The sequence below is a fragment of the Paucibacter sp. Y2R2-4 genome (genome assembly GCF_025717535.1).
Taxonomy (GTDB): Bacteria; Pseudomonadota; Gammaproteobacteria; order Burkholderiales; family Burkholderiaceae_C; genus Paucibacter_A.
This window is the reverse complement of sequence record NZ_JAJIRO010000003.1, coordinates 209,645-230,659: the sequence shown is the minus strand read 5'-3', so window position 1 is coordinate 230,659 and position 21,015 is coordinate 209,645. Positions and strand designations below refer to the sequence as shown.

The following is a 21,015-nucleotide window of genomic DNA, read 5'->3' as shown; positions in this document are numbered from 1 at the left end:
CAGAAATGGGCAGGGCGCGTTGCGCTGAGTGAGCAGCGGGCAAGAGGCGGCGAAATCATAGCGGCGCGCCTGCCCGCGCTGCAGTCGAGGAAACCCGCCGATGGTCTTGTGGCCCGAGGCCTGGCCCTCGCCTCTTATCTCACCGCTCGGCCCCGCTCATCCCCACCTGGCGCCGCTCGGCACCTTTTTTACCGCGCCCACTCTGAGGCGCTGAGACTGCGGCCATACGCCCTCAAATACGGCCTTGAACCCAGGCCTTCAACGTCTGCGAAGGACCCTCATGACAACGCTGCTCCGCCCGCTGCCCGCTCTTTTCTTGGCACTACAACTCGTCGGTCTGGCCAGCCCGGCTCTGGCTGAAACACCGGCAAGGCCGGCAAGCGCCTCCGGCCTCGACCTGTCGGGCTTTGATCCCCAAGTGCGGCCGCAGGACGATCTCTACCGCGCCGTCAATGGCACCTGGCTGCGCAACACCGCCATCCCGGCCGACCGGGTGGAGGTGTATGGCGTGGACATGCCGGCCGTGGTGGATGGGCGTGTGCGCGCCATCCTGCAAGCGCTGGCTGCACGCCAGCACCAGCCCGGCAGCGTTGAGCAAAAGATTGGCGACTACTACCGCAGCTATTTGGACACCGCCGCCATCGAGCGCGCCGGTCTGGCGCCCCTCAAGCCGCTCTTGGCCGAGATCGACGCGATCCGCAGCCCGGCCGAGCTGGCCCGTTGGCAAGGCCGCGCCCAAGGGCAGCTGCAAACGCCGATCTGGTTCTGGGGCGGCTTTGCCGATTTCATGGACCCCGGCCTGAACCGGGTGATGGCCTGGCAAGGCGGCCTGGGCCTGCCGGACCGCGACTACTACTTGAAGCTGGGTGACCCCGCCTTCGCCAAGGCCCGCGGCGCCTATCTGACCTACCTGAGCCGCCTCGCCACCCTGGCTGGGGACCGCGACGCCGCCCGCACGGCCCAGCGCGTGCTGGCCCTGGAAACCCGGTTGGCCGCTGTGCACGTGCCCTTGAGCGAGGCCCGCGACCCCAGCAAGATGGTCAATCCGTTGACGCCTGCCGAGTTGCTCGCCCAGGCGCCAGGCTTCGACTGGCCAGCTTTCTTTGAAGCGGCCAAACTGGCCGCTGGCGACAAGGTCAACGTCACCCAACTCGGCACCGCCATCGCCACCGCCCAGCTCTTTGCCGAGCTGCCGCTGGCCGACTGGAAGGCCTACTTCCGCCTGCGCAGCCTGGACGCCAACGTACAAGTGCTGCCCAAGGCCTTTCGCCAAGCGCACTTTGCCTTCCACGGCACGGCCTTGGGCGGCGCCACGGCCGAGCGCCCGCGCGAGCAGCGCGCGCTGGAGCAGGTCAGCGAAGCCTTGAGCGAGGCGCTGGCCCAGCAATATGTGGCGCGCCACTTCCCGCCCGCGCACAAGCAGCGGGTGCAGCAGATCTATGCGCAGGTCTTGGCCGCTTACCGCGAGCTGATGGCCGCCAACAGCTGGATGGCGCCGGCCACGCGCGCCGCCGCGCTCGACAAACTGGACCGCTACAAGGCCAAGATCGGCCACCCGGATCAATGGCGCGACTACGCGGCCTTGCAGGTGCGCGCCGGCGACGCGTTTGGCAACCAGCGGCGCGCCCAGCGCTTCGACTGGGCCGTCAAGGCCGCCGCAGCCGGCAAGCCCATGGACCGGCAGGCTTGGGCCATGTCGCCCCTCTTGGTCAACGCCTTCTACGACCCCATGGGCAATGAGATCAATCTGACCGCGGCGATTCTGCAAGCGCCCCTGTTCGACATGGCCGCCGATGACGCGGCCAACTTCGGCGGCATCGGCGCGCAGATCGGCCACGAGATCAGCCACGGCTTCGACAGCATGGGCGCCCAGTTCGACGGCCAGGGTGCGATGCGCAACTGGTGGACGGACGAAGACCGCAAGACCTTTGCCGACAAGAGCGCACAGCTGATCGCGCAGTTCAATGCGTTTGAGGCCCTGCCCGGCAAAACGGTGAATGGCGAGTTGACCCTGCCCGAGAACATGGCCGATCTGGTCGGCCTGCAGATTGCCTACAAGGCCTACCAGCGCAGCCTGGGCGGCAAGCCGGCGCCTGTCATCGACGGCTTCAGCGGCGAGCAGCGCTTCTTCCTGAGCTTTGCGCAAAGCTGGCGCGTCAAGCGCAGCGAGCAGCGCACGCTGCAACTGCTCAGCTCGGACCCGCATGCGCCCAACGAGTTCCGCGCCAATGCGCCGGCCATGAACTTGGACGCCTTCCATGAGGCCTTCAAGACCGCGCCGGGCGACACCCTGTTCAAGCCGGCCGCCGCACGCGTCAAACTTTGGTAAGCCCAGCCACAATGCAGATCTGATGGCCGCAACGACTCCACCCTTCTTTCCCCGCCAGGCGCAGTTCTGGCGCTACCACTTGGCGGCCATGGCTTTTGTGGCGGGGGTGACGCTGGCCAGCATCCTGCTGTTCGGCAAGCTCGACGCCTTCAACGGCACGGCCACCTTGATCTGGATGCTGCCCTACACGCTGGCGGTGCTGGGCTTTCGCTGGCTCTACCTGCGGCAAGCCTGGGCCCGCTTCAGCATGCGGCATCTGATCTCGCTGGTGGTGATGTACAGCTTGGCCAGCGGCATGGCGGTGATGCTTGGCGTTAGCGCCTTGATGGCGCCCTTTTTCTGGCCGCAGCTGAGTGGCGGCCAAAGTGGTGCCGCGGCCTGGGCGTTTTTGTCTCGCCAGATTTTCAGCAATGGCTTGCAAGCCCAGCTCTTCATCAGCGCCTGGGCTTTTGTCTACCTCAGCGCCGCCGCCGCCGAACGGGCCCGCGAGGGGGAGTTGCAAAACCTGCGTCTGCAAATGAGCTTGAAGGCTGCGCAGCTGAGCCAGCTGGCCGAGCAGCTGAACCCGCACTTTCTGTTCAATGCGCTGAACAATATCCGCTTCATGATCCACGAGGACGGCACGCGGGCCGACGCGATGATCGTTTCGCTGTCCGAGATCCTGCGCTACTCGCTAGAAAGCAACCAGCGCGGCAGCAGCACGCTGCGCGAGGAGTTGGAGGTGATCGAGGCCTATATCTCGCTGATGCGCTCGCAGCTGGAAGACCGGCTGGACTTCCAGCTGCAGCTCGCGCCCGGCCTGCAGGCCTGCAAGATGCCGCCGATGGCGCTGCAACTGCTGGTGGAGAACGCCATCAAGCACGGCATTGAACCGCTGCCCCAAGGCGGCCGGTTGATCTTGGAGCTGCGCGATGAGGGCCGGGACTTGTTGCTACGCGTTGGCAATGACAAGCCCGCCCGCCGGCCCGGCCCGGCCCGTAAAGGACTGGGCCTGGGTCTGCCAAATATCGAGCGCCGCTTACAGCTTTTGTACGGGCCTCGCGCCAGTCTCAAGGTGGAAGACGGCGCCCAGTTCTTTCAGGTCGAGATGCGCTTGCCCAAGGAGTTATGAGCCCAATGAAGTTGAAAGCCTTGGTGATTGAAGACTCACGGCTGGCGCGCCAGGGCCTGGTGCGCATGCTTGAGCAGTTTGAAGACCGCATCGAGGTGCTGGGCCAGGCCGAGAACGCGGCGCAAGCGCTGGACTTGATCGCGCAGCTGCAGCCCGATCTGCTGTTCTTGGACATCCATATGCCCGGTGACAGCGGCATTGCCTTGCTGGAGCAGCTGCCTCCTGAGCGGCCGATGCCGCGCATCATCTTCACCACCGCCTACTCCGACTACGCCATTCGGTCCTTTGACTTCAACACCGTCGACTATCTGCTCAAGCCCATCAGCCCGCAGCGCCTGGCTCAGGCGATTGCCAAGCTGGCTCTCGCAAACCCGGTCCAAGAAGCTGTTGCAGAAGATGAAAGCGAAGCCATCGATGGGGCCGATGAGAGGCCCAAGCCAAAGCTAGAGCTGGGCAGCAAGATCTTCATCAAAGACGGCGAACGCTGCCACCTGATTGCGCTCGAAGACATCGTCTGCTTGGAAAGCTGCAAAAACTATGTGCGGGTGTTCTTTGGCGTCGGCCAAAGTGCTTACGTCAAACGCTCGCTGAACCAGATTGAGCAGCGCCTGCTTTGCCCGCCTTTTTTTCGCGCCAGCCGCCAGTACATCGTCAATCTGCAAGCCATACGCGGCATCGCGGAAACGATCAGAGAAGGCTACGAGATCACGATGAGCGATCATAGGAAACTGGAAATCTCGCGCCGCCAGGCTTTGGAGCTGAAAGAGCTGCTGAGCTTTTGAGGTTTCGAACTTCTAAGCCCATCAACAAAGAATCAAGAAACAATGGACGCCAAACCGCTGCTGCTGCAACTGATTGCCTTCAAAGCCTGGGCCAACCGGGATTTGTTTCCTCTGGTGATGACGCTGTCTGCTGAGACTCAAAGCCAGGAACGGCATAACGCCACCCGTGTGCTGAACCATATCTATGTGGTCGACAAGATCTTTCATGGCAATCTGCAAGGCTTGGCCCACGGCTACACCGGCCTGAACACGCCCGAGACACCGGCCCTGGACGATTTGTTCGCCGCCCAGCAGGCAGCAGACCTTTGGCTGGCCGGCTATGTCGAAGGACTGAGCGGGCCTGAACTGGCCGAGGCGCTGGACTTCAGCTTTGTGGACGGCAAGCCCGGTCGCATGACGCGCGCCGAGATGCTGCTGCATCTGCTCACCCACGGCAGCTATCACCGCGGCGCGGTCGGTCGCATCCTCTTCCAAGTCGGGGTGCAGCCACCGCCAGATGCGCTGACGGTGTTCACCCAAAGCTCAGCGAAGGCCTAGCCCGGGCCTAGATCGTCCAGCAAGCGCTGGGCGAGCGCTGCGGCACTCTCAAAAGCCAAGCGACTCAAGGCATCGTCCAATGCTTCGAGCGGGGCGGCCAGCACCGCGTCGAAGCGCGAATGCAAAGTCGGCAAGACTTGCACAGCCGCCATGTCCGAGTCCGCCAGAAGGCGCAACAAATCGTTCAAGGCGGCCCGCAAGGCCTGTCGATCTTCGGCCGCCAGCGTGCTCAAGCCTAGGGCTGCGCTCGAAGTGGCAAGTGGCGGCGGCGCCTGCATACGCTGCACCAGCATTTGCAAGCCCGGGCCGGCCTGGGCCATGGCCTGCAAGACCGCGCCCACACCGTTGCGCCAATCGGGCGCTCCGGCGGCCACCGCGCTTTCCCAGCGGCCGGCCTCGGCGGCCAAGGGCAGCACGCCCAGGGTGGCGGCGAGTCCTTTGAGGTTGTGCAGCAGCATCCGCGCAGCAACAGCATCGCCCTGCTCAGCCCATTGACGAAGCTGGCTTTGCATCAAGGGCAGGTCGCCCGTGAAATTGCGCAACATGCGCTGATACACCGCCGCCTTTCCGCCCATGCGGCCCAAGGCGGCTGGCAGATCGACCTGGGCCCCAGCGGCGGCGAGCCGCCAATCGTCCGAAATCTGCAGACCCGACTCCGGCTGATTCGCAGGCACCGGCGTCGCGGACGACGCGGCAGCGCCCGCGCCGACTTGCTGGCGCAGCACACGCACCAGTTCATCCAAGTCAAAGGGTTTGCCCACATGGTCGTTCATGCCCGCGTCCAGGCAGGCCTGACGATCGGCGCTCATGGCATTAGCGGTCATGGCCACAATCGGCAACTCGCGCAGGCCCAGGTTTACACGTACTTGTCGGGTGGCGGTCAAGCCGTCCATCACCGGCATTTGCAGGTCCATCAGCACCACATCAAAGGCCAGCGGCGCTTGTGCCAACAGCGTCAGGGCTTGCTGACCATCGCCGGCAATCTGAACCTGGGCGCCTTCATCTTGCAGCAGCTCACTGGCCACCTGCTGATTGTTGAGGTTATCTTCCACCAGCAGCAGGCGCAGACCGGCCAAGCGTTTTTCTTGTGCCCCGCCAGTCGTCGCACTGCCGCCAGAAGCGCGCGCAACGGTGTGCAAACCGGCATCCGCCACTGCATCGAACAACATCGAGGCGGTGATTGGTTTGACCAGGTAGCCGCTCAACAAGGCCTGCTCGCTGGGGTGGCGCTGCGCCAGTTGTTCACGGTCCTGGGCCGTCACCATGACAATCAGCGGCGCGGCGCCAGACAAGCCCAGCTCGCGGATGCGAGCCATGGTCTGCCAGCCATCCAGACCCGGCATCTGCCAATCGATGAACAAGGCTTGAAAAGGCGCAAGGCCGGCGCTGGCCTGCGACTGCAGCATGGCAATCGCCTCATCGCCACTGGCTGCCAGTTCAACCTGCCAGCCTTGGGCCGCACACAAGCGCCCCAGCACCTCGCGGCACAAGGCATTGTCATCCACCACCAGAGCGCGGCGCATACCCGGCTCTGACGCGAGGACACGCGGCCTGGGCTGGCGGCTTGGCGTGCTGAGCTTTTGCAATTGCAGCGTGAACTCAAAGCAGCTGCCTCGCCCCAGCTCGCTGCTCAGCGTCAATTCGCCCCCCATCAGCGCCACCAAACGCTGGCTGATGGCCACGCCCAAGCCGGTGCCGCCAAAACGTCGAGTGGTGGAGGCTTCTGCTTGGGTAAAGCCGGCAAAGATGCGCGCCTGGTTCTCGGGCGCAATGCCGATGCCGGTGTCTTGCACCGCAAATCTGACCCGCACCGACGCAGCATCCTGCGTCAACACTTGGATGGACAAGACCACCTCGCCGACCTCGGTGAACTTGATGGCATTGCCGGTCAGATTGATCAAGACCTGCCGCAGCCGCATCCCGTCCACCACCCATTCTTCGGGCAAGTTAGAGTCGATATCGAAAAGCAACTCGAGCTTTTTGCTGCCCACACTGGCCGACAGAATCACCGCCAAATCGCGCAGCAATTGGTCCAAGCGCATGGGCTGCGGGTCGAGACTCATCTTGCCGGCCTCGATCTTGGAGAAGTCCAAAATCTCATTGAGCAAGCCCAGCAGCGCTCGGGCTGCGCCTTCGGTCTTCACAACATAGTCGGCCTGACGATCGCTCAGCGGCGTCCTGCGCAAGAGCGTCAGCATGCCCAAGACGGCATTCATCGGCGTGCGGATCTCATGGCTCATATTGGCCAGGAACTGGCTCTTGGCCTGGCTGGCCGCCTCGGCCGCGGCTTTGGCCTCTTGCAGGTCAGCCTGCGCTCGGTGGTGTTCGGTGGTGTCCCAGTTGACCCCAACCATGCGCACCGCCCGGCCCTCTTGATCGCGTTGAATCAGCGCGGAGCCACGAATATGGTGCACGCTGCCGTCGGACCAGATGATGCGAAATTCGGTCGAGAAGGGCTTGTGGCCCTGCAAGGCCTCTTGCAAGGCAAGCTCCGTCGCTGCGCGGTCATCCGGGTGCAGATGGCGGGCCCACAAATCGTAGGGACCCAGCGTTTCGCTAGGGGCCAGGCCGTACAGCCGGTACATCCATGGGTCCCACTTCAAGCTGCCTTGCACCAAGTCATAGTCCCAGATGCCGATGCTGCCGCTGTCTGCGGCCAGGCGCACCAAACCATGGGCCTGCTCCAAAGCCTGGTGCTCTTGAACCCGCGCGGTAATGTCCTGAAAAGCCCCGACGATGCGCGCCGCCCGCCCATCCACCGATTCACAAACGCCCACGGCCCGAACCCAAATGTGGCGCCCATTTCGCAAAATTTGCGGCAGCTGCAGATCGAAGCCCTGGCCGGTTTGAATCGCCTGCTCAAAGGCTTGATAGATCTTGGGCCTTGCCTCCGGCGTATAAAACTGGATCGCCTCTTCATAGCTCGGCACATAGCCGGCCGGCAGGCCGTGGATACGACAGGTTTCGTCGGACCAGTACAGGCGTTGTTCGATCAGATCGAGCTCCCAACCGCCCACGCCGGCGAGCCGACCGGTGCGGTCCAGGCGCGCCTCGCTGGCGGCCACGGCACGCATTGCCTTGCGCCCCTCCAGCGAACGAGCAGCGGCCGTGGCCAACTCACGCAGCACCTGGCGCTGGGTGTCGTTCAAGACCCGCGGTTGGCGATCGATGACGCAGAGCGTACCGATGCGCGACCCATCGCTGAGCTTGACCGGTGCGCCGGCATAGAAGCGAATGTCCGGCTGCGTCGCCACCAAGGGATTGTCGGCAAAGCGCGGATCTTGCAGGGCATCCGGCACTTCAAACAAGCTGTCGCCCAGCACCGCATGGGCGCAAAAAGCCAAGTCGCGCGGCGTCTCGCTGACGCCGTCCAAGCCGATATTGGCCTTGAACCACTGCCGATCGGTATCGATCAGGCTGATCAGCGAGATCGGCACGCCGCAAACCACCGAGGCGGCGCGAACCAGCGCGTCGAACTCGGGCTCGGGGCTGCTGTCCAGCACCTCCAGGGCTCTCAGGGCCGCCAGGCTGGCGGCCTCGTCATCGCGCGGCGGGGCTGATTGCATGGCTCATGGACCTTTGCGGATACGAGTCCCGACTATGCCTGAGGGCCCAAGGATTCAGCGGCCCTGCTGCACCTAAAATTCGGCCCATCATGTCGCTGCCTCAATGCCCAGAAACTGCTCCTCTTACCGCTGCACCTGCTGCGGGCGCTGCCACCGAGATCTTGGAGTTCGGCGGCAGCCGCTGGCGCGTGCGCCGGCCCAAGCCTTTTGTGCTGGTGATCGAGGGCGAGGCCACCGCTGAATCTTCGGCGCCCAGCGACTATCTGCACGACAAGCTGCTGGACCCGGCTTGCCGCGAAGCCTTTTACCAACTGGTGGACGCCACCGGCCTGGTGGTCTGCCTGAATGTGGCCACGGCCCACCCGACCTATCGGGATGTGCGCGGCCGCTCCAGCAAGGGCCGGCTGAGCCAGGGTGAGTATTACCACCACGATGGCTGCTCGGGCCCGACCAAGCCGCGCTTTGTGGAGATCCGCTGCCCCATCCAGCCGCAAACCCGCGGCATCGCGACCGCGGTGGCGCCCCACCATGCTGTAGTGGCCGCCATGGTGCAGGTGCTGCCGGCCGAGCTGGCCGCCACGCCCGCGCTGGCTGAAGCTCTTGCTGAGGCCTTGGCCGGGCAAGACCTGACACCCGCCGGTATTTCGGCCCTGAGCGACGAAGCGCTGGACCACCTGCAAGGCCTGATCACCCGCACCGTACGCCGCAAGCTCGACGCAGAGGGCGCGCGTGCCTATTTCCGCGCCGTCGATCGCGCGGCAGACGCTTATTTCGAGCCTTGGCAGCTGGGCGAGAGCCGCTTCATTGCCAATGCCAACGCCGGCGTGACCATGCAGCATCGGCGCGCCTATCAAAACGTGCACAGCGGCGGCGTAGCCAACGGCCACCTCGTCAAGCGCTGGACGAATGAAGAACTGCTGCTGCCCGGCCAAACCCTGGACGCCGCACTGATTGCTGCACTTTGCAGCGAGGAAGAAGGCGAAGGCCGGGAAAACGGCCAGGGTCGTGAGGACACAGGCCGCAGCTGCTACCTCAGCGACCACTGAACGGCACCATGGAGCCGCTGGGCTCGCCGCGCCCTTTTGTGCGTCCTTTGTGCGAGCTACGGACAAGGGGGAGCGCGAGCGCATGCCGAGGGCGCAGCTGTTAACAAAGCCGCCGCCAAATTCGGTTAGCCTACGCAGCCATGAGCGCCGCGCCTAGCCCCAAAACTACCCCCGGGTTTTCCCCGGCCGAGACTTTTGCGGCCCTCTGTCCCCTGGGCCTGGCCCTGTCCAGCGAACGCGTGCTCACCTGGGTGAACGACGGTTTTGCCGCCATGTTCGGCTACGCGCCCGAAGAACTCAGTGGCCAAAGCTTTGCCCTGCTGTTCCCGACCGAACTGGAATTCCGCCGCATCGGTCCGCGCATTCAAGCTGCCATGTTGGGCAGCGGCAGCTACCGTGATGAGCGCTTGATGCGGCATCGCGATGGCAGCATGCGCTGGTTCCGGGTGCACGGCCAGGCTCGCCACTTGAACGCCCCTTTTTTGGAAGCCGCCTGGACCTTTGAGCCGATTCCCGGTGGCGGCGATGCCGACACCCTGAGCCCGCGCGAACGCGAAGTCTTGATGGCCATGGCCTCCGGTCAAACGGCCAAGGAATGCGCCCAACAACTGGGCCTCTCACCCCGCACGGTGGAGAAGCTGCGCGCCAAGCTGCGCCAGCGTTACGGCGTTCACAATGCCGCCGGTCTGCTCGGCCGACTGATGAGCACCCTGCCGGAATAAGGCGTTATCCCAGCGAATTCCTTGCAAAAACCAGGGTTAACCCTGGCGAAATGCTACCCACAGGTAATTCCTGTGCCAAGGAGGTGCGGAACGCCCTACATTGGCGACTCAACTAATGCCGCGCCCTCGATCGGTGCGGCCCGGTCACTGTGAGCGAACTCATCCTCGAAACACGCGGACTCAGCAAGGATTTCAAGGGCTTCACCGCCGTTGACGGCGTGAACTTGCGGGTGCAACGCGGCGCCATTCATGCCTTGCTGGGCCCGAACGGCGCCGGCAAGACCACTTGTTTCAATCTGCTGACCAAGTTCTTGGAGCCAACCCGCGGCAGCATCCATCTCAACGGAGTGGACATCACCGCCGAGAAGCCGGCCGAGATTGCCCGCCGGGGCGTGATCCGCTCCTTCCAAATTTCGGCCGTCTTCCCGCATCTCACCGTGCTGGAAAACGTGCGCATCGGCCTGCAGCGCTTCACCGGCACCAGCTTTCATTTCTGGAAGGGGCTGACCGGCCTGAAGCAGCTGGACGCCCGCGTCTTGGCGCTGCTGGAACTGGTGGACCTGCGCGATATGGCCCAACTCAAGGCCGGTGACCTGCCCTACGGCCGCAAGCGCGCGCTGGAGATCGCCACCACCATGGCCATGGAACCCACGCTGATGCTGCTGGACGAACCCACCCAGGGCATGGGCCATGAGGACGTGGACCGCGTCACCGACTTGATCAAGCGCGTGGCCGAGGGCCGCACCGTGTTGATGGTTGAACACAATATGAAAGTGGTGGCCAAGATCGCTGACCGCATCACCGTGCTGGCGCGTGGCGCCGTGCTGGCCGAGGGCAATTACGCCGAGGTGTCCAAGCATCCGGCCGTGCTGGAGGCCTATATGGGCAGCGAAGCCGCTGAACTTCAAGGGGCGCATTGAGCATGGCTGAAGTCGCGCTACAAATCACCGACCTGCATGCTTGGTACGGCGAAAGTCACATCCTTCACGGCATCAATCTGAGCGTCAACAAGGGTCAGGTCTTGACCCTATTGGGTCGCAACGGCGCTGGCCGCACCACCACGCTGCGCGCCATCATGGGCCTGACCGGCGCTCGCAAGGGCTCGATCAAGGTGCATGGGGTGGAAACCATCGCCATGCCCACCCACCGCATCGCGCATCTGGGCCTGGGTTATTGCCCCGAGGAGCGCGGCATTTTTGCCTCGCTGACGACCGAAGAAAACCTGCACCTGCCGCCGCGCCTGAGCGGCGGCCGCGGTACGCCGATGACGGATGAGCAGATTTACGCCATGTTCCCGAATCTGGCCGAGCGCCGCCACAGCCCGGGCACGCGGCTCTCGGGCGGCGAGCAGCAGATGCTGGCAGTGGCACGCATTCTGCGCACCGGCGCCGACATCTTGCTGCTGGATGAAATCTCCGAAGGCCTGGCGCCGGTGATCGTGCAAGCCCTGGCCCGCATGATCAAAACGCTGAAGGCGCAGGGCTTCACCATCGTCATGGTGGAGCAGAACTTCCGCTTCGCCGCCCCGCTGGCCGACCACTTCATGGTGGTAGAGCATGGGGAGGTGGTGGAGTCCTTCCCTGCGGCCGAGCTGCCCGCCAAGCAGGCCAAGCTCGATGAATTGCTCAGTGTTTGATGAATCGTTTGATTGACCGATTGACAGATTGACCGACCGATTGACCCCTTGAAGGAGACAAACCCATGAACCCCAGTTTCAAGCGCATTGCCCTCGCCAGCCTGGCCGCCTGCGGCCTCATCGGCAGCGCCGCCCAGGCGCAGATCTCCGGTGACGTCGTCAAGATCGGCATCATCACCGACATGTCCAGCGTCTACGCCGACATCGACGGCGCCGGCGGCGTCGAAGCCATCAAGATGGCCATTGCCGATATGAAAGGCATGGTCGCCGGCAAGAAGATCGAGCTGATCTTCGCCGACCACCAGAACAAGGCCGACGTGGCCGCCAGCAAGGCGCGCGAGTGGATCGACACCCAGGGTCTGGACATGTTGATCGGCGGCACCAACTCCGGCGCCAATCTGGCCATGGCCAAGATCGCGGCCGAGAAGAAGCGCCCCTTCATCGTCATTGGCGCCGGCTCGGCCCGCCTGACCAATGAGGACTGCTCGCCTTACACCATCCACTACGCCTACGACACGGTGGCCCTGGCCAATGGCACAGGCGCGGCCGTCACCAAGGGCGGCGGCAAGAGCTGGTACTTCCTGACCGCCGACTATGCTTTTGGCGCCTCACTGCAGGCCGACACCGCGGCGGTGGTGGCCAAGAGCGGCGGCAAGGTGGTGGGCAGCGTCAAGCACCCGCTCAATGCCAGCGACTTCTCGTCCTTCTTGCTGCAGGCCCAGGGCAGCGGCGCGCAGATTCTGGGTCTGGCCAATGCCGGTGGCGACACCATCAATGCCATCAAGGCCGCCAATGAATTCGGCGTCACCAAGACCATGAAGTTGGCCGGTCTGCTGATGTTCATCAACGACGTTCACTCGCTGGGCCTCAAGACCACCGAAGGCATGTACCTGACCGACAGCTGGTATTGGAACCAAACGCCCGAAGCACGCACCTGGAGCCGTCGCTTCTTCGAGAAGATGAAGCGCATGCCTTCGTCGCTGCAGGCCGCTGACTACTCGGCCGCTTGGAACTATCTGAAGGCCGTGGAAGCCACCAAGACCGACGACGCCGACAAGGTGCTGGCCCATATGAAGGCCACGCCGATCAATGACTTCTTCTCCAAGGGTCAGATCCGCAAGGAAGACGGCCGCTTCGTCCACGATATGTTCCTGCTGCAGGTCAAGTCACAGAAAGACTCCGTGGAACCCTGGGATTATTTCAAGGTCGTGACCCGCATCCCTGGCGATGAGGCCTTCACCAAGCTGGCCGATTCCAAGTGCCCCGCAGTGAAGAAATGAACCCCTCGCTCACACCCGCGTCGCTGAACGCGCGCGCGTCTGAGCGGGCTTGCAGCCCGCGCTGCGGCAGGCGCCGCAGCACTTCGGCAGCCACATCGCACCCGCAGGGTGTGATGTGTGCGGCCTCAGCCCACGAGGGGACGCCGATCGACGCCGGCGTGGGCCGGCATCGACATCGGCCCTGGCCGCCCTTGGGAGCGGCCCGGCGGGCATCCAGGGTCAGCAAAGACACACCATGACAGATCTCTTCGGTATCCCCTTGCCCGCCCTCTTGGGCCAGTTACTGCTGGGCCTGGTGAACGGCTCGTTTTACGCGATGCTGTCGCTGGGTTTGGCCGTCATCTTCGGCATGCTCAACATCATCAACTTCGCCCACGGCGCGCTCTACATGATGGGCGCCTTTCTGGCCTGGATGGGGCTGGAGTACCTGGGGCTGAATTACTGGGTGATGTTGCTGCTGGCGCCGGCCGTCGTGGGCGTGGTGGGCATCATCATCGAGCGCACCATGCTGCAGTGGCTCTACAAGCTGGACCACATCTACGGCCTGCTGCTGACCTTTGGCATCACGCTGGTGATGGAAGGCATCTTCCGCAGCTTCTACGGCGTGTCGGGCCAGCAATATTCGGTGCCTGAGGCGCTGCAGGGTGCCACCAATCTGGGCTTCATGATTTTGCCGAATTACCGGGCTTGGGTGGTGGTGGCCTCCATCACCGTCTGCCTGGCCGTTTGGGCCTTGATCGAGAAGACCTCGCTGGGCGCCACGCTGCGGGCCGGCACCGAGAACCCCAAGCTGGTGCAAGCCTTCGGCATCAATGTGCCGCGCATGATCACGCTCACCTACGCCGGCGGCGTGGCCTTGGCCGCCTTTGCCGGCGTGCTGGCGGCGCCGATTCTGCAGGTCAGCGCGCTGATGGGCAGCAATCTGATCATCGTCGTGTTTGCGGTGGTGGTGATCGGCGGCATGGGCTCCATCCTGGGCTCCATCTTGACCGGCCTGGGCTTGGGGCTGGTGGAGGGTCTGACCAAGGTGTTCTATCCCGAGGCCTCGAGCACGGTGGTGTTCGTCGTGATGGCCATCGTGCTGTTGGTCCGTCCTGCGGGTCTGTTCGGGAAAGAAAAATGAGCCTCCAGAAGAACCCCCTCCTCGGCTACGCCGCTTTGTTCGGCGCCATCGCCCTGCTGCCGGCCCTGGGCGTGTACCCCATCTTCGTGATGAAGGTGCTGTGCTTCGCGCTGTTCGCCTGCGCCTTCAATCTCTTGATCGGATTCACCGGCCTGCTCAGCTTCGGCCATGCGGCCTTCTTGGGCACGGCCGCTTACGGCGCCGGCCATGCGCTGAAGGTCTGGGGCCTGTCGGCACCGCTGGGTCTGATCTTCGGCGCGCTGGCGGCAGGCGTCGTAGGCTTGGCCATCGGTCTGCTGGCGATTCGGCGCACCGGGATTTACTTCTCGATGATCACGCTGGCGCTCAGCCAGATGCTTTACTTCTTCTTTCTGCAGGCCTCGTTCACCGGGGGTGAAGACGGTTTGCAATCGGTGCCACGCGGCAGCTTTCTCGGCCTGGACCTGTCGAACGATCTGGTCTTGTACTACGTGGTGCTGGCCATCTTCATCGCCGCCTTCTGGCTGATCTATCGCACCGTGCATTCACCCTTCGGCCAGGTGCTGACCTCCATCCGTGAGAACGAGCCGCGCGCCATCTCGCTGGGCTATGACGTCGATCGCTTCAAGCTGCTGGCCTTTGTGCTCTCGGCCACGCTGGCCGGCCTGGCCGGCGCCACCAAGACTTTGGTGTTGGGCTTTGCCACGCTGACCGATGCCTTGTGGACCACTTCGGGCCTGGTCATCTTGATGACCCTGGTGGGCGGCATGGGCACCTTGGTCGGGCCCATGGTCGGCGCGCTGATCATCATTGCGCTCGAGAACAAAATCGGTGACCTGGGCAAGGGCCTGGCCGAGCTCAGCGGTATCAACTGGTTCAACGGCCTGGGCGAGTCGGTCAGCCTGGTGACCGGCCTGATCTTTATCGTCTGCGTCTTGGCCTTCCGACGCGGCGTGGTGGGCGAGGCGCTGGCCTTGCTGGAGAAACGGCGCGGCGGCTGAGTCTGAAGCGATGGGCGGGGCGTGGTCGCTCGCGCCGCCCCATCGATTCAAGTCCGATACAGCGCCGTCAAACTCTCCACCAGTTGCACAGGCCCGAAGGGCTTGGCAATGAAGAGATCGGCGCCGCAGGACTTGGCACCTTCCTTGATTTGATCGACCGGCTTGGCGCTGATCAGCACCACCTTGGGCGCCGCATCTCCTCCAGCCGCCTTGATCTGCCTGCAGGCCTCCACCCCATCGATGGGGCCGGGCATCATGATATCCATCAAGACAATCTCGGGCTGCAAGGTGGCCACAGCCGCCACCGCCGCAGTTCCATCGCGGGCTTCATGCACCTCGAACACCTCGGCCAAATCCAGCGTCGCATGCAGCAAGGCCAAGATGTCGGCGTTGTCGTCAACGATGAGAACTTTTTTCTTCGTCATGCACCCACTCCCAATTGAGAGTCAATACGACCCAAGCTAATCACAGAGTAGCGCAAGCCTGCAATGCCGACAACCGGGAATTGGAGCCTTAGAGCCTCACAGATGCCCACCGGGCCCTTCGGCTTGCAAAAAAGTTTCAACAAGCTGCATACCGCCACCCCTTTGCGCTGCCGATCTGAAGCCGTTCCGCTGAGACCGGCCTGCCTGCGCTGGCTGGCTGCTCTGGCCCCCCTTGAGCGCTCTGGGCATCGCCGTCGATATCGACGCCAGCCGCAATCTCTCCCTCGCCTTCACACGGGGCACGGTGCGAACGCACTCGGACCGTGATGCATTAACGATGCGGCAGGCAAAGAGTTTGGCCAGCATGTCAAAGCCACCACCAACGGGCCGGTCGCCAGCGACGCCGTCTCGATAACGCGCGCGGGTGCTGGGGCCAGGTCTTGCCCAGGCTGCGGATTGCAGCTTGGCCTTGCTCCGCCCAAATGAGGGATTAGAAATGCCACACTTCTCGTTCGCATTTCACGCGATTGAAAACTCCCCGGCGATGACAAAGCCGAATTGGGTGGCCCACGCACTGACACTGCGTGGCCGATCTGCACGCTCTTCTGCTGTGCGACGCCAACCGATAGAGGAGCAATCCCATGCAACGCAAGAATCGTCTCAGCCTGGCGCTCGTGGCCGCCGGCTGCATCGCCAGCACGCCGGTGTTCGCCGCGCCCGTGCTGCTCAGCCAGACCTTCCAACTCAGCAACTCGCTGGATCGCAACAGCGTCAGTCTGAAATTCGATTTAGGCAGCTTTTTGTCCGGCCAGGGCTATTCGTCGAAGGACATCGTTTCGGCTAACGCCACGCTGCATGGCTACTCCGACGTGCAGTATTACGGCGGGCTCCCAAATATTGCTTACGGTGCGTATCAGGTCACCGGACAGTCCAGTCACCAAGCTCAGTATTTGTTGTATGACATCCCGGACACCAATGACTGCGGCTTTTGGGGCAACAGACCTTGCGGCAATGCTCGCAAGGAGTACCGCCAATACACGATTCAAGACACCATATCCACCCAATCCATCGACTGGCAGCATGAGGATTTGGTCGCGGACGCCATGCGACTGTTGATTGGTAACAGCAGCGCAAGCGATGTGGCCGACACCCGCAGCAGTTCTGCCGGCAGCTATGGCCCTGCTCGTTTTCAAACCCAGGTCTGCAAAAGCACCGACTGGTATGGCAACTGCAGCTATGACAACCGCTACGCCCAACAGCGCGACACCTACAGCGCGATCTATGGCGGGCTGGATACCAGCCTGAGTTTCGACGCGGCGGCCTTGTTGGACGTGCGAAGCGATGGCATCTTGGGGGTCGGCGTCCAAGCGACGACCGGGCAGTTCAAGCTCAACACGATCAGCTTTGACGTGTTGGTGGAAAAAGCCGCCGCAGTACCCGAGCCGGCTTCCTTGCTGCTTGCCGGATCGGCCTTGGCAGGCTTGCTGCTGACGACGCGTCGACGCCAGAAAGTGACGGCTCTCAGCAAGCCCTGAGCCAAGCTTTGGCGCCGCGCGGCTACCGCCTCGTACTTCGGCACGCATTCACATTGGCCCGCTCAAGGACTCAGGGTGAATGCCGAAGTTCGAGGCTGCGGCCAACCTGGTCGCCTTGATTTAGTCTGAGTTCCCCATGATTCCTTACCGTTCGATCTTGATTGTGGGCGGCGGCACCGCCGGCTGGCTGGCGGCCGCCTATTTGCAACGTGTACTGGGCTCAAACCCTGAATTGCCGCTGCAGATTCGTCTCGTCGAGTCGCTTGAAATCGGCAGCATCGGGGTCGGCGAGGCGACCGTCCCCACCCTGCTGACCACCCTGCAAACGATAGGCATTCCCGAGTCCGCCCTGTTCACACAAGCGGACGCCACTTTGAAGAACGGTATCCGTTTCAATGGTTGGAAGCATGGCGGCTCGGCCAGCGCCGACCACTTCGATCACCCCTTCGACCACCCGATTCAGTTGGCCGGCCACTCGACCATGCTGCATTGGATGAACCTGCGCCAGCGTGGCTTGACGGAGCAGGCTTTTGACGAGGCCGGCGTCGTGCAAACGGCCTTGTTTGAGACCAACCAGTCACCGAAGTTCCTGAACTCGCCCGACTACCAGGCCCCCATCACCTACGCCTACCATCTCGATGCCATCAAGCTTGCGGCGCTCTTGCGCAAGGTGGCCAGCGAGCGCGGCGTGCAGCACAGCTATGGAGAAGTCACAGAAGTGGAGGTCGGAGAGGAAGGCATCCAGGCCGTGCGGCTGAAAGATGGCCAGCGCCTGACGGCCGACTTGTATATCGACTGCACCGGCTTTGCCGGCCTGCTGATCGGCAAGGCACTCAATGCGCCTTGGGTGTCGTATGCGGACAGCCTCTTGTGCGACCGCGCCGTCGCCTGCCCGATTGCCCACCGGGATGCGCAACAGCCGCTGCGCTCCTACACCACCGCCACCGCCCGCGGCGCCGGCTGGACCTGGGAGATCGACCTGCAGTCCCGCACCGGCACAGGCTATGTGTATTCGTCCGCCCATTGCTCCGACGACGAGGCTCTCGCCACGCTGCGGCAGATGCATGGTTCGGCAATTCCGATGGCGGAGCCCCGCTTGCTGAAAATGCGCATCGGCCATCGTGCCCGCATGTGGGAGAAAAATTGCCTGGCGCTGGGCTTGGCCGGTGGCTTTATCGAACCGCTGGAATCGACGGGCATCTATCTGATTGAGCGCGCCTTGCAGTCGTTCGTCGACTTCTTGCCCGCTACCGCCTCGGCCGCGCAGGGTCGAAACAAGTTCAATGCCTTGATGGCCGATCTGTACGACGAATTGCGCGACTTCATCTTGCTGCACTACGTGATCTCGGGTCGCCGCGACACACCGTTCTGGCGCGACTACACCGAGGAGGTGGTGATTCCGCCGAGCCTGCAAGAACTGCTGGACTTGTGGGATGAGAAGCTACCCCATAACACCGACATTCAGCGTAAGCAGTCGCTCTTCGTCGCCGGCAACTACTTCTACATTCTGGCCGGCATGGGCAGGCTGCCGTCCAAAGGCATCGGCCAATCAAGCTTTCTGGCGCCAGCCATCAGTCAAGATGTGCTGGCCCATATCGCCAGAATTCGCGCTGCCGCCGTTCAGCAATCGCCAACGATGCGCGAATTCACCAACAAGATGCGCGCCTGAGGGCGCTTTGGCTCTCTGATGGCCAGGCTGGCAGCATCTTGTCGGCAGGGGCCGGCCGCCAAAGGCTGGCTAAACTGCCCCCATGTCGACTTCCCGCTTCGCCTCCTACCTGAACCTGATCCGCTGGGACCGACCCGCCGGCTGGTTGCTTTTGCTCTGGCCCACGCTGTGCGCGCTTTGGATCGCCGCCGATGGCTTCCCCGGTTGGCATCTGCTGATCGTGTTCACACTCGGCACGGTCCTGATGCGCTCGGCCGGTTGCTGCGTCAATGATGTGGCCGACCGAGACTTCGACAAACACGTCAAACGCACCGCCAACCGGCCGGTCACCAGCGGCGAGGTTTCGGTGAAAGAAGCAGTGATTCTGGGGGCAGGTCTTGCCTTGCTAGCCTTTGGCCTGGTCTTGACCACCAATGCGCCGACCATTTTGCTATCCTTTGCGGCGTTGGCGGTCACCCTGCTCTACCCCTATGCCAAGCGCGTATTGAACATGCCGCAGGCGGTTCTGGGCGTCGCCTTCAGCTTTGGCATCCCGATGGCTTTCTCGGCGGCTCTGGGCGGCACTGAATGGAGCTTGGGCGCTATCAAGGCGGCCGTGCCGCTGTCGGCCTGGGCGCTGCTGGTGGCGAATCTGTTTTGGGTGCTGGCCTATGACACCGAATACGCCATGGTCGACCGCGACGACGACATCCGCATCGGCATCAAGACATCGGCGCTGACCTTAGGCCGCTTCGATGTGGCCGGGGTGATGGCCTTCTATGCGATCTACCTGGGTCTGTGGACGGCGCTGGGACTGCGCCTGGGCCTGGGGCGGGTGTTCTTGCTGGGCATCGCGGTGGCCGCAGCCCAGGTGGTCTGGCACTACCGCTTGATCAAAGACCGCAGCCGCGAGGGCTGCTTCAAGGCCTTCCGCGAGAACCATTGGCTGGGTCTGGCGGTGTTTGCGGGCACCGCACTCGATCTAGGCTTGCGCTGAGCAGGCCTGACTAGGCGCAATTTAGCGCTGAGTCGATCGGAATACCGACACACTGAGCCCGCATCGCGAGCACAGCTTGGCAGCGACCGAAAACGGCCGGGCCGCCAAAGCCTGCGCTCACCTGCCGGCCAAAGCTCAGGCCTTGGCGGACTTGAGCAATTCTTTCAGTGCCTTGCCTTCGGCACGTTTGGCCCGAGTGGCCGCACGCTGGTAAGACTCTTCGGCCTTGGCGCGCAATTCCACGGCCTTGGCCAGAGCGGCTTGGTACTTCTCGATCGTGTAGGTGTTCTCAGTGCCGATGTAGACACTGCGGCCACGCGGCGCGGCACCATAACGGGGCAAGGACACGGCAAAGCTACAGTCGCGAACGCGGCTGCTGGCACGCTGACGCACGATGGGCCCGGAGATGCCGACCGGCAAATCGTTACCCTTGTTGCCACTGGGCTTGCGTTGCAGCCGGGAGGGCGCAGGCAGCTTGGCAATTCGGCTCAACAATTCTTTGGTCGCCAGGGCCAGCGCTGCTGCGGCACCGCTGCCGTCTTGCGAGTGGTCGGAGAAGAGCTTGGTGCCGCCATAACGCAGTTGCCAACCATGTGTGCTCTGGTGGTCAATGCGCTGGATGCATTGGGGAACAGCAAACTGTTCACCGCTAAAAATGACAATGTCTCGTGTTTTCATGAGATTCCTCAATACGGCTGATGAACCCCCCTAATTTGTAATTCTACGACCGATTGTGCGCTTTTGTGCGGCCCCTAACGCGTCCAATAGTCGGTATATATGCAGCCAATTCAGGATTGAACAATTCCATCACACGTAACTGGGCACCGCAGCGGCTAAAAACCGAGTTGCGGGACCACAACATCTGCTTGGAAGCCGCGGTACCGGTGGCCACCAGCCACTGTTTTTCCATTTGACGGCGGGTGTGGCCATAGCGGGCCAGCCGTACGGGCTGCAATTCGCTGCGGTGCACCCGAGGGTCGGCATAGAGCAAATCGGCCAGTGGCCGTGGCCCCAAACCCTTCAGGGCTTGCCAGGGCCCGGCCAAGGCGGTGGAATGCAGGCTGGAGCGCGCCCAGACCAGGGGCTGGCCGTCGACCCGCAAAATCACCTCACGCACCAGGGTGCAGCCACGGCGCGGGCGCCCCAGAGCATCGAGCTCACGGCTGCGCAGCGGCGCGGTGCGTTGGCTCAATAACTGCACTTCAAAGCGGTCGCCCAGCAGCGCCAAGCGGCGACTGAGAGAGCCGGGCGCACGCAGCCAAGCGCGCAGACTGAGTCGACTGGCAAGCCCCATCGAT

Annotated in this window: 18 protein-coding genes; 14 read left to right on the top strand and 4 right to left on the bottom strand. The window is 63.2% G+C overall.

All coding sequences use genetic code 11. The features are described from left to right. Nucleotides 1-280: 280 nt before the first annotated feature. The 4 genes from LNV06_RS12230 to LNV06_RS12215 are packed head-to-tail and all read left to right on the top strand — an operon-like array spanning nt 281 to nt 4,759. Nucleotides 281-2,329, top strand: coding sequence for a M13 family metallopeptidase (locus LNV06_RS12230; protein ID WP_263538568.1), 2,049 nt, complete (start codon nt 281-283; stop codon nt 2,327-2,329). 22 nt (nt 2,330-2,351) lie between these two features. Next, entirely contained in the window at nt 2,352-3,440 is a 1,089-nt protein-coding gene (locus LNV06_RS12225; RefSeq protein WP_263538567.1) for a sensor histidine kinase, read from the top strand. 5 nt (nt 3,441-3,445) lie between these two features. Then, entirely contained in the window at nt 3,446-4,222 is a 777-nt protein-coding gene (locus LNV06_RS12220) for a LytR/AlgR family response regulator transcription factor (protein ID WP_263538566.1), read from the top strand. Between the two features lie 42 nt (nt 4,223-4,264). Continuing rightward, nucleotides 4,265-4,759 (top strand): DinB family protein, encoded by a 495-nt coding sequence (locus tag LNV06_RS12215; RefSeq protein WP_263538565.1) that lies wholly within the window; start codon nt 4,265-4,267, stop codon nt 4,757-4,759. Here the strand turns inward: LNV06_RS12215 and LNV06_RS12210 are convergent. Next, nucleotides 4,756-8,325, bottom strand: a complete 3,570-nt coding sequence (locus LNV06_RS12210) for a response regulator (RefSeq protein ID WP_318013484.1) — start codon at nt 8,323-8,325, stop codon at nt 4,756-4,758. The genes LNV06_RS12215 and LNV06_RS12210 overlap by 4 nt on opposite strands. Nucleotides 8,326-8,414: 89 nt before the next feature. Between LNV06_RS12210 and LNV06_RS12200 the strand changes: the two genes are divergently transcribed. The 7 genes from LNV06_RS12200 to LNV06_RS12170 all read left to right on the top strand — a co-directional run bounded on the left by LNV06_RS12200 (nt 8,415) and on the right by LNV06_RS12170 (nt 15,112). Next, nucleotides 8,415-9,371 carry a hypothetical protein gene (locus LNV06_RS12200; RefSeq protein WP_263538564.1) on the top strand — a complete coding sequence of 319 codons (957 nt, stop codon included), beginning with the start codon at nt 8,415-8,417 and terminating at the stop codon, nt 9,369-9,371. Between the two features lie 140 nt (nt 9,372-9,511). Next, nucleotides 9,512-10,093 (top strand): LuxR family transcriptional regulator, encoded by a 582-nt coding sequence (locus LNV06_RS12195; protein ID WP_263538563.1) that lies wholly within the window; start codon nt 9,512-9,514, stop codon nt 10,091-10,093. A gap of 149 nt (nt 10,094-10,242) precedes the next feature. Further along, nucleotides 10,243-11,013 (top strand): ABC transporter ATP-binding protein, encoded by a 771-nt coding sequence (locus tag LNV06_RS12190; protein ID WP_263538562.1) that lies wholly within the window; start codon nt 10,243-10,245, stop codon nt 11,011-11,013. Between the two features lie 2 nt (nt 11,014-11,015). Continuing rightward, a complete protein-coding gene (locus LNV06_RS12185) occupies nt 11,016-11,729 on the top strand; it encodes an ABC transporter ATP-binding protein (protein WP_263538561.1) in 714 nt (237 codons plus the stop codon). A 65-nt stretch (nt 11,730-11,794) separates the two neighbouring features. Then, nucleotides 11,795-13,009 (top strand): ABC transporter substrate-binding protein, encoded by a 1,215-nt coding sequence (locus LNV06_RS12180; RefSeq protein WP_263538560.1) that lies wholly within the window; start codon nt 11,795-11,797, stop codon nt 13,007-13,009. A gap of 235 nt (nt 13,010-13,244) precedes the next feature. After that, nucleotides 13,245-14,132 (top strand): branched-chain amino acid ABC transporter permease, encoded by an 888-nt coding sequence (locus tag LNV06_RS12175; protein ID WP_263538559.1) that lies wholly within the window; start codon nt 13,245-13,247, stop codon nt 14,130-14,132. Continuing rightward, on the top strand, nt 14,129-15,112 hold the full coding sequence (locus LNV06_RS12170) for a branched-chain amino acid ABC transporter permease (protein ID WP_263538558.1): 984 nt from the start codon (nt 14,129-14,131) through the stop codon (nt 15,110-15,112). Before LNV06_RS12175 ends, LNV06_RS12170 begins: the two co-directional genes overlap by 4 nt. A 47-nt stretch (nt 15,113-15,159) precedes the next feature. Here the strand turns inward: LNV06_RS12170 and LNV06_RS12165 are convergent, their stop codons facing one another. Further along, nucleotides 15,160-15,537 (bottom strand): response regulator transcription factor, encoded by a 378-nt coding sequence (locus LNV06_RS12165; protein WP_263538557.1) that lies wholly within the window; start codon nt 15,535-15,537, stop codon nt 15,160-15,162. Between the two features lie 641 nt (nt 15,538-16,178). Here LNV06_RS12165 and LNV06_RS12160 point away from each other — a divergent pair. The 3 genes from LNV06_RS12160 (at nt 16,179) to ubiA (ending at nt 19,717) form a co-directional block, all read left to right on the top strand. Next, entirely contained in the window at nt 16,179-17,072 is an 894-nt protein-coding gene (locus LNV06_RS12160) for a PEP-CTERM sorting domain-containing protein (RefSeq protein WP_263538556.1), read from the top strand. A 136-nt stretch (nt 17,073-17,208) separates the two neighbouring features. After that, entirely contained in the window at nt 17,209-18,741 is a 1,533-nt protein-coding gene (locus tag LNV06_RS12155; RefSeq protein WP_263538555.1) for a tryptophan halogenase family protein, read from the top strand. An 82-nt stretch (nt 18,742-18,823) separates the two neighbouring features. Beyond that, nucleotides 18,824-19,717 carry a 4-hydroxybenzoate octaprenyltransferase gene (gene ubiA / locus LNV06_RS12150; RefSeq protein ID WP_263538554.1) on the top strand — a complete coding sequence of 298 codons (894 nt, stop codon included), beginning with the start codon at nt 18,824-18,826 and terminating at the stop codon, nt 19,715-19,717. Between the two features lie 135 nt (nt 19,718-19,852). Here ubiA and LNV06_RS12145 read toward each other — a convergent pair whose 3' ends face one another. Then, on the bottom strand, nt 19,853-20,395 hold the full coding sequence (locus LNV06_RS12145; RefSeq protein ID WP_263538553.1) for a hypothetical protein: 543 nt from the start codon (nt 20,393-20,395) through the stop codon (nt 19,853-19,855). Nucleotides 20,396-20,438: 43 nt separating this feature from the next. Then, a complete protein-coding gene (locus tag LNV06_RS12140; protein ID WP_263538552.1) occupies nt 20,439-21,011 on the bottom strand; it encodes a chorismate--pyruvate lyase family protein in 573 nt (190 codons plus the stop codon). Between the last annotated feature and the right edge of the window lie 4 nt (nt 21,012-21,015).